The 15,669-nt window shown below is 39.4% G+C and carries 15 protein-coding genes and 1 other annotated feature; of the genes, 12 read left to right on the forward strand and 3 right to left on the reverse strand.

Features of this window, described 5'->3' with window-relative positions; genetic code table 11:
• Positions 1 to 134: 134 nt before the first annotated feature.
• Positions 135 to 1,529: a protoporphyrinogen oxidase gene (locus MKX41_RS07325; RefSeq protein WP_340969316.1), complete on the forward strand. Its 1,395-nt coding sequence runs from the start codon at positions 135 to 137 to the stop codon at positions 1,527 to 1,529.
• A gap of 189 nt (positions 1,530 to 1,718) precedes the next feature.
• Positions 1,719 to 1,985, forward strand: a complete 267-nt coding sequence (locus tag MKX41_RS07330) for a CD3324 family protein (RefSeq protein ID WP_042127555.1) — start codon at positions 1,719 to 1,721, stop codon at positions 1,983 to 1,985.
• Between the two features lie 70 nt (positions 1,986 to 2,055).
• Here the strand turns inward: MKX41_RS07330 and MKX41_RS07335 are convergent, their stop codons facing one another.
• Positions 2,056 to 2,847 (reverse strand): hypothetical protein, encoded by a 792-nt coding sequence (locus MKX41_RS07335; protein WP_340969318.1) that lies wholly within the window; start codon positions 2,845 to 2,847, stop codon positions 2,056 to 2,058.
• A 236-nt stretch (positions 2,848 to 3,083) separates the two neighbouring features.
• A complete protein-coding gene (locus MKX41_RS07340) occupies positions 3,084 to 3,887 on the reverse strand; it encodes a DUF2935 domain-containing protein (RefSeq protein WP_149644458.1) in 804 nt (267 codons plus the stop codon).
• Positions 3,888 to 4,052: 165 nt separating this feature from the next.
• Between MKX41_RS07340 and MKX41_RS07345 the strand changes: the two genes are divergently transcribed.
• From MKX41_RS07345 to MKX41_RS07360, 4 genes are all read left to right on the forward strand, one after another.
• A complete protein-coding gene (locus tag MKX41_RS07345; RefSeq protein WP_340969319.1) occupies positions 4,053 to 4,658 on the forward strand; it encodes a TetR/AcrR family transcriptional regulator in 606 nt (201 codons plus the stop codon).
• A 144-nt stretch (positions 4,659 to 4,802) separates the two neighbouring features.
• Positions 4,803 to 5,819 (forward strand): zinc-dependent alcohol dehydrogenase, encoded by a 1,017-nt coding sequence (locus MKX41_RS07350; protein WP_340969320.1) that lies wholly within the window; start codon positions 4,803 to 4,805, stop codon positions 5,817 to 5,819.
• Positions 5,820 to 5,968: 149 nt separating this feature from the next.
• Entirely contained in the window at positions 5,969 to 6,502 is a 534-nt protein-coding gene (locus MKX41_RS07355) for a GNAT family N-acetyltransferase (RefSeq protein WP_340969322.1), read from the forward strand.
• On the forward strand, positions 6,499 to 7,032 hold the full coding sequence (locus MKX41_RS07360; protein ID WP_339803739.1) for a GNAT family N-acetyltransferase: 534 nt from the start codon (positions 6,499 to 6,501) through the stop codon (positions 7,030 to 7,032). The genes MKX41_RS07355 and MKX41_RS07360 overlap by 4 nt, the downstream gene beginning before the upstream one ends.
• 86 nt (positions 7,033 to 7,118) lie before the next feature.
• Positions 7,119 to 7,359 (forward strand) — a binding site (T-box leader).
• Between the two features lie 105 nt (positions 7,360 to 7,464).
• On the opposite strand, the gene sleB is transcribed toward MKX41_RS07360, so the two are convergent.
• A complete protein-coding gene (gene sleB / locus MKX41_RS07365; RefSeq protein ID WP_076298994.1) occupies positions 7,465 to 8,106 on the reverse strand; it encodes a spore cortex-lytic enzyme in 642 nt (213 codons plus the stop codon).
• A gap of 176 nt (positions 8,107 to 8,282) precedes the next feature.
• Between sleB and MKX41_RS07370 the strand changes: the two genes are divergently transcribed.
• The 6 genes from MKX41_RS07370 (at position 8,283) to MKX41_RS07395 (ending at position 15,657) form a co-directional block, all read left to right on the forward strand.
• On the forward strand, positions 8,283 to 8,816 hold the full coding sequence (locus MKX41_RS07370) for a YdhK family protein (RefSeq protein ID WP_076285773.1): 534 nt from the start codon (positions 8,283 to 8,285) through the stop codon (positions 8,814 to 8,816).
• Between the two features lie 202 nt (positions 8,817 to 9,018).
• Positions 9,019 to 10,002, forward strand: a complete 984-nt coding sequence (locus tag MKX41_RS07375) for a phosphotransferase enzyme family protein (RefSeq protein ID WP_340969323.1) — start codon at positions 9,019 to 9,021, stop codon at positions 10,000 to 10,002.
• 75 nt (positions 10,003 to 10,077) lie between these two features.
• Entirely contained in the window at positions 10,078 to 11,139 is a 1,062-nt protein-coding gene (locus tag MKX41_RS07380) for a MoxR family ATPase (protein ID WP_340969325.1), read from the forward strand.
• Positions 11,140 to 11,141: 2 nt separating this feature from the next.
• Complete coding sequence (locus MKX41_RS07385; protein ID WP_340969327.1) at positions 11,142 to 12,941, forward strand: vWA domain-containing protein; 1,800 nt, start codon at positions 11,142 to 11,144, stop codon at positions 12,939 to 12,941.
• A 36-nt stretch (positions 12,942 to 12,977) separates the two neighbouring features.
• The gene (locus tag MKX41_RS07390) at positions 12,978 to 13,439 is read left to right on the forward strand and encodes an NUDIX hydrolase (protein ID WP_340974837.1); all 462 of its coding nucleotides are present in this window, start codon (positions 12,978 to 12,980) and stop codon (positions 13,437 to 13,439) included.
• Positions 13,440 to 13,623: 184 nt separating this feature from the next.
• Positions 13,624 to 15,657, forward strand: coding sequence for an acyltransferase family protein (locus tag MKX41_RS07395; protein WP_340969328.1), 2,034 nt, complete (start codon positions 13,624 to 13,626; stop codon positions 15,655 to 15,657).
• Positions 15,658 to 15,669 lie beyond the last annotated feature (12 nt).

The following is a 15,669-nucleotide window of genomic DNA, read 5'->3' on the forward strand; positions in this document are numbered from 1 at the left end:
TGAAGGTTTATATTTTTTGGGGGTGTTTTGTGTTATATATGACACGAACGGTATGTTATTACATATAAATCCCTATGATATAATGTATTCAATTGAAATTAACAGATTATAACTTTAGAGGCAGGTGTCAACGCTTGAGAACGGTCGTCGTGATTGGCGGGGGAATTACTGGATTGTCTACCGCTTACTATCTACAGAAATCTATACAGCATAATAAGTTGGATGTAAAAATCATTTTGGTTGAAGCCAGCGATAGACTGGGCGGCAAAATCAGAACACTTCAGCATGATGACTTCATCATGGAGTCTGGTGCTGATTCAATTGTCACTCGCAAGACAAATGTAGCACCATTGATTGAAGAATTAGGCATTCAGGATGAGGTTGTATATAACGCGACAGGAATATCATACATCTACACAGAAGGTAAGCTGAAGCAAATTCCTAAAGATGCAGTCTTTGGCATCCCTCTCAGTATTGAATCGCTTGCTACTACAGATTTGATCTCTGCTGAAGGTAAAGTTGAAGCACTTAAAGATTTCTATACTCCGAATGATCGTTTTACGAAAAACGATTCTGTAGGTGATTTTCTGGAAGCTTTCTTTGGAAAAGAACTTGTCGAGAAGCAAATATCACCTGTCCTATCAGGTGTATATTCCGGGAAATTGAGCGAACTTACCATTGCCTCGACCCTTCCTTATTTGATTGATTATAAAAATGAATATGGAAGTATTATTCAGGGATTGTCCGCGAATAAGGCTAAATTCCAGGGGAACGGCGATAAGAAGTTTATGTCTTTTAAGGGAGGCGTATCTGCTCTGATTGATGCCATGGAAGAACAGCTGTCCGATGTTGAGATCATCAAAGGGATTCGGGCAGAGCACATTGCAAAGGATGGAGAACGGTACCGGGTAACACTGGCAGATGGACGAATCTTGGAGAGCGATTTTGCCGTACTAGGAACGATGCATTCTACTGCACAAGCATTACTTCAAGACGAAGCGCTGAATGAAGATTTCAAACAGTTGTTTAACAGCTCTATGATTAGTGTGTATATAGGATTTGATATCCCTGACAGTCAACTGCCAGCGAACGGTACAGGGTTTATAACAGCCAACAGTGACGATGTTCTTTGTAATGCTTGTACGTGGACAAGTCGCAAGTGGGAGCACACGTCTGGTCAACAACGTCTGCTTGTCAGACTCTTTTATAAAAGCTCAGGACCGCATTATGAGTCCTTGATTAAGCTTTCAGAAGAGGAATTATTAAAGGTGGCGTTGAATGATATACAGACCAGTCTTGGAATTACTGGACATCCAGTTACCCACGATGTGACCAAATGGCATGATGTTATGCCAAATTACCACAAACGCCATCACGAGATTGTAGTATCCTTAGAGAAGAAGATTGCAGATCATTATCCGAATGTAATCCTTGCTGGATGTTCTTATTATGGTGTGGGTATTCCTGATTGTATTGCAAATGGAGAGAAGACAGCGGAACGCATTTTGGAACAAGTAATTACACATTAAACAAAGGAGGGCGGACAATAGTGAGAAAATTAGCGATAAGCTCTATGCAAAGTCTAGACTATAAACAACGGCGGTTGTTTGTATAGAGCGAATGAAAATTGATTTACCGCCAGTGCACTTTGCAGGGTTGTTTTTAGAATAGACTTTGCTACCTTCAAACTCAAAAAAAGTTTAAGGAGCAGAGCGACTATGAAATATGTAAATGCAGATACGATTTTTCCAAAAGAATTATTAGAGGAAATTCAGAAATATATTAATGGTGGTTTGGTGTATATCCCTAAGCCTGAAGAAGCACATGTAAAATGGGGCGAGAAGTCAGGGAGCAGAAAATACTTAAGATCTAGAAATATTGAGATTTGTTTAAGGTTTGCCGTTGGAGCAACGGTTGACCAGCTTTCGGATGAATACTGCCTATCAAGGGACAGTATTAAGAAGATTGTTTACACAAAAAAATAGCTATAATCCCAAAAAGCCACGTTAGAGGAAGCTCTGATGTGGCTTTTTGGGATTTAATTATCATTTAATCTTAAATACCGTACTTTTTCCGATATTTATCGATCCCATCTACAAACTGTCCTTCATATTTCACGCCTTCATCCATCCTTTTATTTGCTGCTTTAAAATCGTTGCTAGAAATTTTTGTTTTGTATAAGGCCTCTTTCATCATTGTCATTGCTTCCAGTTGTGTTTTTATAGCTTTTAAATAGATTTGATGCAAAGCCTGCAATTCTGGATTGGGTGCTTTAATTTTTTTTGCTTCTACTACCAGTTTAGTGTAATTAGGAAGGATCACATTATTAAACGCAGTGTAGCGTTGCTTTCTATTGGTACCCGTGTCTATTCTGTTCTTAATATATGCCTCATTGGCAATTTCGTCATATTGAATAATAGCTGCTATCTGATTAGAATAGGTTGTGAAATCTAACACTTCTTGAGGTGTTTTCATCTTTTCTTCGTAAGCAGCCTTGGATAGAACGGTAATTGGATATCTTTCTTCAGTCCAACCAGGAATGTTGAAGACTACTTCTGCAGAACCTTCTTGAACGCCTGTAACAATATAATCTGAATATCCATCCAATTCAACGGTAAGTATGGATTCATCAGAAACTTCCGGTGTCAATTTTGCATATGTAAGACTGGTCATTTCAGCTAGTAAGCGAACTTTTATTTTTGTAGTTCCACCCACAGGAATAACATCGCTAGACAAAGTAATACTTGCCTCATTGAGTAATTTCTTATCAGCAGCAAACACAGTGGATGGCATTAATAAAGCAAAAACCATAGTACAAAGTATAAAACATTGACTAAACCTTTTCATTAGCAATCATCCTTAACGTTTGATTATGTAGTCACTCGAAGTAATCTTGTATTCCATAAAATTCCTGATTCCTCCTGAGTTTTACTATAAATTGTTTCTTCGCAAATACCAACTATTTTTTAAAAGCTTTGGGGTGGATCACCGAAACAAACGAATTCAAATATAAAGATGGATAGGGCGACAACCTGTATTTTTGATACAAGTAGTCGCCCTATCCATCCATTAAATATGTAAAGCTATACGATTTGTTTATTCATATTCAAAGAGGCTTCAAATGCATCAATAATATAGAGGAATCTTTCAGCTTCTCGAAATACATGATCCGCAAGCAGTGGATGAATGATGCTTTTTATACGACATTCTTCAATAAGATCTCGAGCGGTTTTCTTGAAATCACGGAGGGATTTAACCGAGACTTTATTCTCGTCAAGTTGTTGACTTAACAGGGGTTTGGTTTGGGATTGAGGACGCATGGAGCTAAGATCAATAGCTTGATACAACAATGTATCGAAATCATGACTGAAATTTCTCGCTTGTTCAACGAGTTGACGTTCAGAGGGGTCCAATAAATGTCCAATGAATTTGGCATGATCCGCCATTATACGTAGAAAGAACACATTTTCATTGATAATTGCGTCAGGCAAAGGATCTAACCTACCTAGATTCAATTCTTCCAGTCGATTTCGAAAATAATTGGCTTCCCTGCTGACATGATCCACTAATAAAGGGAAATTCGTACCTCCTGGAAGCTTGCATTGCAAAATTAATCCCAATATTTTCCTTTTAAAAGCCCAGATATGTGAAGCAGCACTATGAACTTCCTCATTAAACTTCCGTATAACTGCCGGATCAGAATCCACAGTAAATCCGAGGGATCTATTCTCTATGGCTTCGAATGTGGCGTAGAAATGGTTCGCTTCATTAATTAATTGCGTGTCTTCACAACGAAACCCTAATTTAAGAAAAAAAGAGTGTTCTTTCATGATTCGTGACCAGAATCTAATTTCATCAAGAGATCTCGAAACAAAAGGATCAGGCATTTTTAAAACACACCTCCCATTTTTATACAATCATAATATGCGTGAAGTTTGTACTATATCCGCAAGAATTCAGGCGAATATGCCGAAGTACACAAACGCTTACGATCTGGAACTACTGTAGTATATAATTGACTGTAGGTTCATTAACTACGAGGTGGAAGATTTATGGCAGACAAAACATACTTAGATTTACGGATAAGAAAGACAAGAAAAGCAATCCGGAATGCCTTTATAGATTTATTAACAGAGAAAGAACTGAATAAGATCTCGATCAACGCTATTACGCAAAAGGCTGAAATCAATCGAGCCACATTTTATTTACATTACAAAGATATCAATGATTTGATAGATAGTATCTTGGATGATTTATTAGCAGATTTAAAGAAAATACTCATAGATAAATTTGAAGAATCCTATAAACCAGGGGATGAACTTACCTCGCTGATTTTATTGCTTGAGCATATTGCAGAGAATTCTCATATGTATAAGGTGTTGCTTGTAACCAAAAACATTCCTTATTTCACACCGAAATTGATGGATCTGTTATATGAATTGATATTAACAACAACAGAACAACAATCGATTCAAAAAACAGAGGATTTCTTAACCGTTGATACTCCATCTGAAATTGCGGCTTGGTATGGAACATCTGCTATCATTGGTACAATTTCCATGTGGCTAGGCAATGATATGCCTTATACACCTAAATATTTAGCAGAACGAATCATACAGTTAAATCCATTTATACCTGCAAATAATAAAAAGATATAGTGAATTTTTTCACTATTTAAATTTTAATTAACACATATTTATCAACTGTTGCTTTATTAACGCTTTCAGTATTATTGTAGATTGCTTAGCTCCTTAATAACTACTACCATGAAAGTAATAGATAGTATTAAGGAGTGTTAATGAATGATGAAAGTCGGCATTTATCACGGTCAAAATAGTGTGGGGATAGAAGAGCGTCCGATGCCTCAAGTAGGAGCAAAAGATGCGTTGGTTCGTATTTTAGCGGGGGGGATTTGTGGTACAGATATTAATATAGTAAAAGCAGGCTCAGAAATGGGTATCCGTTTCGGCTCAGAGTTTGGACATGAAATGTTTGGTGAAATCGTCGAATTAGGTTCTGATGTGGAAACCGATTTGAAAGTTGGCATGCGTGTAGGTGTGAATCCAATTACTGCAAAACGTGCAGGCCGTCGTTATTCGTTGGAGGTAGGAGCCTTTTCACAATATGTCTTAATTGAAGATGCAGCACTTAATTATAACCTTTATGAATTCGATGATTCCGTTTCGGCAACAGAGGCCGTATTAATGGAACCCATGAGCGTAGGCTTCCATGGCGCTTTTAGCGTACTGCCCAAACATGGAGACAAAATCGTAGTTCTTGGTGCTGGTCCTATTGGCTTATCTGCAGCTGCAGGATTAATTGGTGAAGGCATTAAAGATGTTTGCGTAGTGGATATTGACAACTGGCGTTTGGATAAAGCAAAAGAATTAGGCGCATTAACAGTTAATACGTCGACTGAAACATTAGCAGAGGGTTTAATCAAACACTTCGGCGAAGTGAACGTATACGGTGTGAGTGTACCGAATATAGATGCTTTTGTGGACGCAGCGGGCGCTCCAATATTATTTGAACAAGTGATGCAGATTGTAAAGCCACAAGTAAGAATAGCAATCATTGCCGTTTATAAAAATGAAGTACCTATAAGCCTTGCTCAAGTGATGAGTAAAGAAGTTAATATTGTTGGAGCTAGTGGATACACACATGAAGATATTGTAAAGGTAATTGAACATATTAACGACAAGAAAACGAATATCTCTACAATGGTGACACAGACTTATAAATTAGAGGATATTCAAGCCGCCTTCGATAGAGCCATTGCAGCAAAAGAAACGATCAAGGTTATTGTAGATCTAACTTAATCATCAGTTAATTATATTGGAGTTCATTTGAGTGTAAAACTCAGGTGAACTCTTTTTATTTTAGAAGAATAATGACGTTATATAAAATTTAATTCTAATTGAACATGGCATATTACTAGAGTGTGGTCGTAATTATACTGAGTATAGAAGTGAAATTAGAGAAAAAACGTGGAGGTATGATGGAAATTAATCTTGTTCCTGTAACGTTTGAAGATAAAGAGGTATTGTCTAATCTATATCAATTTTACAATTATGATTTCAGTTTATTTACAGATCAAGACGTAAACCAGCATGGGGAATTCGAGGTGAATATTGATTATTTTTGGGAAGGGGATCATCGATGGAATCCATATTTGATTGAGGTTTCAGGAAACGTAGCTGGATTTGTGGTTGTTCTTTTTGAAAACTTAGATAAAGACCCAGATCCAACTCATGTGATCTATGACTTTATGATTTTGCAGAAATACAGGAGAAATGGAATAGGTACTGCTGCCGCAATAAAAACACTTGATCTATTTAAAGAAGCTAAATGGAAACTAGCTCAAATGGAAAATAACAAACCTGCCATAGCTTTCTGGCGAAAATTGCTTAAGGATTATACCAAAGACAACTATACAGAACGTTATTTGAGTGATCTCCAAAAATATATTCAAGCATTCGATAGAAGGGGGAGAACGAAATGAATATCACTGTAACATTAACTGACAGCACAACGAAGTTTAAGATTAACAATCTCTACCCACTATACTTACACGATCTATCAGAGATATGGGGGAACCTTCCTAATCAATACGGGGTATACGAGGATAATGAAACACAGACGCTGAATGAACAGAATAAAGTGTTCGACATATGGTGGGAGAAGCCGGGGATTTTATATCCTTATTTAATAAAAGAGGATGGAATTCCTGCTGGTTTTGCATTAGTAGCCACACCACCTCATACACCACCAGGTTGTGAATTTTATTTAAACGAATTCTTTATCCTGCGGCCCTTCCGAGGTACGGGAATCGCTGAACGTGCGGCTAAGGAGGTATTTAATCTTCATATTGGAAAATGGGAGCTACAAACCAATCCCACAGCTACAAATAGGAGAGCCCAGCATTTTTGGAGAAAAACACTAAAAGAATATACTGGTAATAGCTTTCAAGAAGAATGTAAGAAGTCTTTTGATGATGAATTAAAGATGATTTTTAATTTTTGCAATGGATAAAGCTAATCAAATCGAAATGAGGGAATTATTTCTTCTATTTACTTATAGTGGATTAGGGCTTACAATTAGAAAAATTATATATCAAAACAAATGCTTTGATGGAGAAAAGTAGTTCAATACCTCTTTACAGGGAGGAAACGCCGGAGATTGAGAGCGTTTCTAGAGAAAAGGGTTGATCGAAGTTCACTCCGGAGCAGTCCCTTGAAACCATTGTTGGCAAGTAGAGGTGTACCGGTTTTAACCGTTAAATATTTAAGTGAGAACATTTCTGTTTGTTGTACAGAATAGTTCTAATTTAGGGTGGTACCGCGGCTCCTCGTCCCTTTTCGGACTAGGGGGCTTTTTGTTTTCATTTTAGAAGAAATATTTTTTATTGCAAAAAATAGCCGGTCAACCGTAATGGTTGACCGGCTATTACATTTATTTGAAGCGTTAACTCGCAAATATATGCTTACCAATTTTTAAGTTCTGAGGACGAGTCCAGATCCATGCACTAGTAGCTGTATCTGGATTGAAATAATAGATCGAATTGTTTGTTGGGTCCCAACCTCGGACAGCATCAAGAGCAGCTAAATAGGCAGTCCGGTTTGGAGTAAGCCAATACTGGCCGTCAGATACGGCTGTAAATGCGCCTTTTTGAAATACAACGTTTTTTATATTGTTTGGAAATTGACTAGATTGTATGCGATTCATAACTACAGCACCAACTGCGACTTGTCCTTTATAAGGCTCACCGCGCGATTCACTGTAGATTACTTTCGCCAAAATATCCATTTCCTCAATATTAAGCGTGTATTTTTTTAGAGCATTCCAAGTTTTTGTACCAGTAACTCCATCGGCACTTAATCCGTAGGCCTTTTGAAATTTAGCAACGGCAGCTTTCGTTTGTGCTCCATATACACCATCTAAAGGCTGAGTATAGAAATTCAGAGTTTTTAATCGATACTGAAGATCCCACACATCTCCAGAAGAACTCCCTACGGTTAATACCGGAGCAGCACTAGCAGAACCAATCATAGTAGCCATACTTACCAGACCCAAAAGAAGCAACAAAGTGAATATTTTAGTCTTCATTGTAGTAGCCTCCTTTCAGAAAACATTATAAATAACCTTCAATAACTGAGACAACACTCATTTATTGGTAATCTAATAATCCATTTTACATTTTCGAAAAAACTTCATTAGGTTTGTGATCCTATGAAATGGGTAAATGAATAATCAGAGGCACATCAACTTCGGAGGTTTTATATATGAAAAAGCAATTATATCTATTCATAATCGCAGCTGCACTCACTCTAAGCGCATGTGGTAATGATAATAGCTATGGCAATAAGATAATGGAAGATACCTCACATTCCAGTTCAAGCGACGTACCTGAAAATTTGAAAGTGGCAGAGAATCCTACTTTTAAAATAGGAAGTAAAGCGATTATCCAAGCGGACCATATGGAAGGTATGAAAGAGGCAACAGCAACGATAGTTGGAGCTTTTGATACCACTGCGTATATCGTTTCTTATAGGCCCGCAACAGGCGGATTTCCAGTTACAAATCATAAGTGGATTATTCATGAAGAAATCAAAAAAGCAGCCGATAAACCCTATGAATCCGGCTCGGAAGTCGTGATGGAAGCTGACCATATGAAAGATATGAAAGGTGCAACGGCTCAGATTAACGCAGCGGAACAAACCACGGTATATATGATTGATTACACACCTACTACGGGTGGAGATAAAGTAAAAAATCATAAATGGGTAACGGAAGATGAGCTTTCAGCAATAAAGTAACCAATAGAAATATAAGCTCAAAAGTAATGAAAGATGATTAAGGTAGGGGCAGTCATGGACTTTGTTAGAGTTCTAGGCTGCTCCTACCTTTTTGATTGCTTCTTTTATTGGTAGTGAAGTGTTAAAATATCTTTATAAAGCACAACTATACAAAATATACCATTATAATGGTATTTTCATAGAAGATAGGAGAGTGATTGAAATGCCCAACTGGCAGGTGAAATTCGATGAAGAGATGCTTAAGCAAGCTGCACAACAGATTCAAGTCGATTGGACAACGATAAAGTATATTGGTGGCTTTGAAAATGTTGTCTATAGCTTTCCAAAAGATGATCATGAATATATTTTACGTGTAACACATCATTCTCATCAGGATCAGGAGATGGTCATCTCTGAACTTGACTTTATGGACCATCTTGCAAAACATGGCGTGCAACTGGCTCGCCCCATTCCCTTTCAGGATGGCAGCTTGGTACAAACGCTATTCAAAGATGAGGAAAGATTTATGATCTGTGTAATGGAGAAAGCACCAGGTGGTCATGTTAATGCTTCCGATCCCAATTGGGGAACGGAGCTTTTTGAGCAATGGGGTGAGGTAACAGGAAGAATGCATGCTTTAACTCTGCAATACAATCCGGAGACTGTTTTGGCAAGACCACATCAGGGTAAGCTAGATTTTGACTTTGCTAACTTTGGTACTGTTGAACAGCAGCTTTTTGAAAAGTTGCTTCAAATAAATGATCGGATTAACCAGTTGCCGCGGAATCGAGAAGGCTATGGACTATGTCACCGTGATTTGCATCCGGGTAATTTCTTCGTGCATGAGGGGCAGATCACCGTGTTTGATTTTGATGATTGCGGATACGACTATATGGTGCATGATATTGCCATTGCCGTTTATTATTCGACCATCTTTGGGGATTGGCGAAAACCGGAGGTAGAGCAGAGTAGAACTTCTAGTCTTGCGGCAGCCATGCTGAGGTCTTTTATGAAGGGATATAATCGAGAGTACTCACTCGACAATAAGTGGCTAGAAGAGCTCCCGCTCTTTATTGAGAAGCGCCGACTGGAATTAGTGCTTTTGTTATTTCAAGAGTTTTCGGAGTCACAGCGTGAGCAGGATAGAGAGTGGCTTGCCCGTAATATTCAGGATGCCCTAAATGACAAAGCTTGTTTAGAGCTTTAATAAATCCTTTTGAGTAGTTTTTAATATATTTAGAATAGATAATGAGGATATATCATATAAAAAAGGAGCATTTATTTGAACCTAGCAACTCCTGTAACACCTATTCAACTTATGCAAGTACTTCTAAACGTTTCTGTGATCCGCCCTGTTTTTATTTGGGGGGCGCCTGGTATTGGAAAGTCTTCTCTTGTAGAAGCTTTTGCTGATCAGGTGGGTCTTCCATGTGTTTCTCTTCTGGGTTCTCAACTAGCACCGGAAGACATCATTGGGGTACCTCAAATCGTTAACGGCAAGAGCCAATTTTGTCCTCCGAAAATGATTGCTCGGGACGAACCGTATTGCTTGTTCTTAGACGAGCTTAATGCCTGTTCTCAAGAGGTGCAAAAAGCTTTTTATAGTCTTATCCACGAACGCCGCATCGGCGATTATCACCTACCTGAGGGCTCTATAGTAATAGGAGCTGGTAACCGTGCACAAGATAGTGCAATTGTTAAACCTATGTCCTCCGCGCTTATCAATCGGATGTTCCATATACAGCTAAATGTATCTTTTCAGAATTGGATCTCTTGGGCATATGAGAATAGCATTCATCCTATGGTTATTGAATATCTGGAATTGCGTCCCGATCATCTGTGGAGTGCACCTCCAAAGACTGAAGAGCCTTTCTCCACGCCACGCTCTTGGCATATGCTTAGTGATGCACTACATGAGTTTGGGGATGATATAAATGTGGATACCGTGGGGATTTTAGCGAATGGTTCACTGACACCTTCTCACGCCACACAATTCAGGGCTTTTTATAAAAATCTAACTGGAAAATATGAACTTAATCAAATTATAGATGGTAAATCCTCATTTCCAACAGCTCCAGAAGATCGGGATCTCCTGTATTTCCTGGCGCAATCCTTGCGTGCCCAGATTATCAAAGAACTCCCTCCGATTAAAGATAACGTACGAGATGGACATCGCCAATTTGCACACACTGTTAAAAAGCTGATTAAAGACCTGTCCGTCATTAGCTTTGAAATTGCACAGCTAGTAGTTGCTAAGCAGGAGCAAAGTGATAATATTCCAGATTGGTTAATGGTTGAAATTGTACGTGATTTACCACGTCTTGCAATAAAAGAGCGGGGGTAAATATGGCTAAAAAAACAACTCCAGATAATCCCGCTTTGAAAAATTTTAATGAAGCATGTTCATTAATCGCGGATCATCCTATTTTTGCACCGTTATCTGTTCGAGCTTCGATTATTCATAATGAAAATAGTCCCTATCCTGAAGACGGCTGGGCAATTGTCACTAAAAACGGTTATATTTACACTCATCCTAAAAGGCGTGGCGAGGTTGCTGAATGGATGTACGTTTTGGCACATTGTTTTCTTCATTTAGGTCTTGGACATTTAAAGATTAAAGAGAATCAAGTGGCGTGGAACGTTGCATGTGATGTGTACATAGCAAAGTTTTTAAATGACTTGAAGCTTGGGAAAGTACCCGCAGATATGGAGTCGCGAATTGATCTTACAATTAAAGATGAACAACAGCTTTACGAGCAATTTATGATAAAAGGAATTCCGGACACCTCCAGATATTTTGGGACTGCGGGTGTTTCAAAACTGGATATGAATGTTAGAGAAACCACCAAAAGATACTGGGGAAAAGCACCGGATTGGGAAGCCTATTTTGCTTATGGGTTATCTAATGCTGTGACGAATGCAGTAAGTGTTGCTGGAGGCCATGCTAATACTATTAGTGACCCTGCACTTTCATTAACCGCTCCACAACGTGCAAAACGATGGTTTATGGACAGATATCCTTTATTAGGTGCGCTTGCCGCCGGCTTTGAGATTATAGAAGATCCAGCGATATGTCGGCGATTTGATATTTCCATAGCTGCCATTGACGTTATTGAGCGCAAAATATTTATGAACCCTGCAGCCGGACTAAACGACGAGGAGTGTATTTTCGTGATGGCGCATGAGCTTCTGCATGCGGGGCTTCAGCATCACGAGCGATGTCTTGGCCGGGATCATTATCTTTGGAATGTGGCTTGTGACTACGTAATAAATCTATGGCTAGTAGAAATGAGTGTAGGGGAGTATCCGCGAATTGGACTCTTATTAGATCCTGAGCTTAAAGGTTTATCTGCTGAAACGATTTATGATCGTATGGTCGGAGATATCCGCACTTATAAGAAACTGGCAACCTTGAGAGGGAATGGACTTGGTGACATTTTAGATAACGGTTCATCAAGTTTTTGGGATGCGAGAGAAGGACAGACGCTAGATGATTTCTGTAAAAATGCTATGCAACAAGGACTTATGTATCATGAAGAGCAAAGTCGCGGTCTTTTGCCGTCAGGCCTAGTTGAAGAGATTAGAGCGCTGGGCCAGCCACCTATTAAATGGGATGTAGAGCTTGCTCGGTGGTTTGATCATTATTTCTCACCGCTTGAGAAGACCAGATCTTATTCACGAATTAGCAGACGTCAATCTTCTACGCCTGATATCCCTCGACCACAATGGGTTCATAGCGGTGCTGCAGATGATGGCCGCACTTTTGGAGTTATTTTAGATACCTCAGGCTCAATGGATAAAAAGCTTCTGGCCAAAGCATTAGGGGCCATTTCAAGTTATGCGCAGGCTCGTGATGTTCCTTTTGCACGGATTATCTTTTGTGATGCTTGTCCTTATGATGCAGGTTACATGCCCCCCGAGGCTATCGCAGATCGAGTACAAGTGAAGGGAAGAGGGGGAACGATCTTACAACCAGCTATTGATTTGATTCAACAAGCTGAGGATTTTCCGAAAAAAGGACCACTTCTAATTATTACAGATGGTTATTGTGACAAGCTGACCATTAAAAGAGACCATGCTTATATTTTGCCCAAGGGAAATGACTTGCCTTTCTCACCCAAAGGACCTGTATTCAGAATTAATTAGGGCTTAGAATAAATTTAGAGCGAGGTAACAATGGATATGAATCCCCCCAAACATATTCTTTCAGCAGCTACAGTTGTATTCAATGATCAAGAAGAAATCTTATTAATAAAAGGTCCACGTAGAGGATGGGAGATGCCAGGCGGACAGGTTGAAGAGGAGGAGTCCCTTATAGAAGCAGCAATCAGGGAAGCCAAAGAAGAATCGGGCATTGATATAGAGATTAATAAGTTCTGCGGAGTTTTTCAAAATGTTGATCGATCTATTTGTACTAACCTATTTCTAGGGAAAGCCATCGGCGGCGAACCTGCTACTAGTTCCGAGAGCTTAGAAGTTGGGTTTTTCTCGATAGAACAAGCATTGGAAATGGTCACATGGAAAAACCTCAGACTGCGGCTGGAGTATTGTCTAAATGATGCTATTCAGCCTTTTTTTGTAGAATTACGGGGCACCGAAGTTGAAGAAATTATTTTTAAATTAGAAAATCAGCAAACTTATTAGAGGTCCCCCTGCATCCTAACTAATGAAACCTCTGAGTTAATGTAGGGAGCACAATGGACAAATGTTACGATCAACCATTCATTCTTTTTTTATTTTATAACATTTTCACTTGATTACAGAACTTTTCATACGTTTACAGCGTCTTACTTATGAACGATAAATCGACGGTAAGGACTGAAACATTATGAAAGACAACACGAAGCTTTTCAGAAATAATATGAGGAGCCAGTCTTCTATACAATCTGTAGGCGGCAGGCGTTATGTGCCAGGAATTGATGGTCTAAGGGCTTTATCAGTACTCGCTGTAATCGCATATCATTTGAATCTGAATTGGGCTGAGGGTGGACTTCTCGGCGTTGGAATATTTTTTGTAATCTCCGGATATCTCATTACTGACCAAATCATTAGCCAGTGGGAGCGGCACCGAAGGCTGAACCTTGTAGACTTTTGGGTTCGTAGGGCGCGGAGGCTGTTGCCTGCGATGGCCGTTATGCTTTTTGTGGTTGCCATATGGCTTTTAATTATAGAACCATCAAGATTGTTTGGGCTCAAGGGTGACTTTATGTCTTCCTTATTTTATTTCAATAACTGGTGGCTAATATTTCATAATGTTTCCTATTTTGAAAGCTTTGGCCCACCATCTCCAATCGGACATTTATGGTCGCTTTCTATTGAAGGACAGTTTTATATTCTATGGCCAATAGTTCTCATCATCGTGATGAAAATCGCTCGTCGGCGAGGTAAGCTTATTGCATGGATTATGGCTTGCGCAGCAGTCTCGGCTTTAGCCATGGCATTGATCTACGTACCGGGGACTGACCCAAGTAGAGTATATTATGGAACGGATACCCGCTTATTTGCGCTTCTCATTGGAGCAGCACTTGCAGTTGCTTGGCCAAGTCAGAAACTTAATGATAACGTCTCAGAACCGGCTCGGCGTGTGCTTGATATTGTAGGGGGATTAGGACTCATTCTATTGTTGGTACTTTTTAATCAGGTTAATGAGTTCGATGATTTACTTTACCGTGGTGGGTTTTTAGTGATTTCTTTGATTGCAGCTGTAGTTATTGCCGTTCTAGCTCATCCTGCTAGCCGTCTGGGATCGATCGTAGGCTGTAAACCTTTGCGTTGGATCGGGCTGCGATCATATAGCTTGTACATATGGCATTTTCCAGTAATTATCCTTAGTAGTCCTAATGTGAGTACTGAAGAAAGCAGCATGCTTCGGATCATCATTCAGGTAGCAGTAAGTTTTCTTCTAGCTGCATTGTCATATAAGTATGTGGAGGAGCCCATTCGTCGAGGTTCATTTAAAGAAACTTGGAAGAACATCAGTGTAAAACGAAGGGGTGGTCTTCGTCCAGGCTTCTTAATGGCTATTATTGCTGTGATTCTTATCCCAATCGCATGCAAAGGTTATTTGTTAAACGCTGGATCGGATACGTCTGCGATCGAATTGGCAGATTTGCAGTATGAACAACAACAACTGCAACAGCAAGAACAACGACTGCAGCAGCAAGAACAACAAGATATGGGAAGAAAGAATGATCCCGCAGATCATAAAGCGATAGACGAAAATATAACTGATAAACCATCAATACCAGCCTTGGCAACAGCTACAACTGAACCTGAAGTGAAAAAAGCTGATACTAAGGCGGGAACTATAAATACAGAAATAGCAAAGCCTAAATCGGAAGTGGGGAAATCTGTTCCTGAAGAAAAGAAACTTGTGGCTGAGAAGAGTCAAGCTGGAACGGATGTTACGGCCATTGGAGATTCTGTCATTTTGGATGCAGCACCATACCTTTCAGAGGAATTACCTGGCATTGTCATCGAGGGAAAGATCGGTCGGCAGATGGCTAAAGCTCAGGAGGTAGTGGATCAGCTTAAAGCTCAAGGCCGGCTGGGTAAGAAGGTTATAATCGAGCTTGGGACTAACGGATCCTTTAGTTCAAAGCAATTACGTAATTTACTAGATTCATTAAGTGATGCTGAGCAGATTTTTTTGGTCAATACACGGGTTCCAAGAAAATGGGAGAATAATGTGAATCACAATATTTCAAAAGTTTCCAGTGAATATAGTAATACGACCGTAGTAGACTGGTACTCTGCAAGTGAAGGAAAAGACGATTATTTCTACCAAGATGGTGTGCATCTTAAACCAGAGGGCTCCAAGTGTTACGCCTCACTTCTTGCGAAAGCCTTGGAAAGTAAGTAAGAATTAATTGAA

Origin of the sequence: Paenibacillus sp. FSL R5-0475 (genome assembly GCF_038004585.1) — a bacterium.
Classification (GTDB): Bacteria; Bacillota; Bacilli; order Paenibacillales; family Paenibacillaceae; genus Paenibacillus_AQ.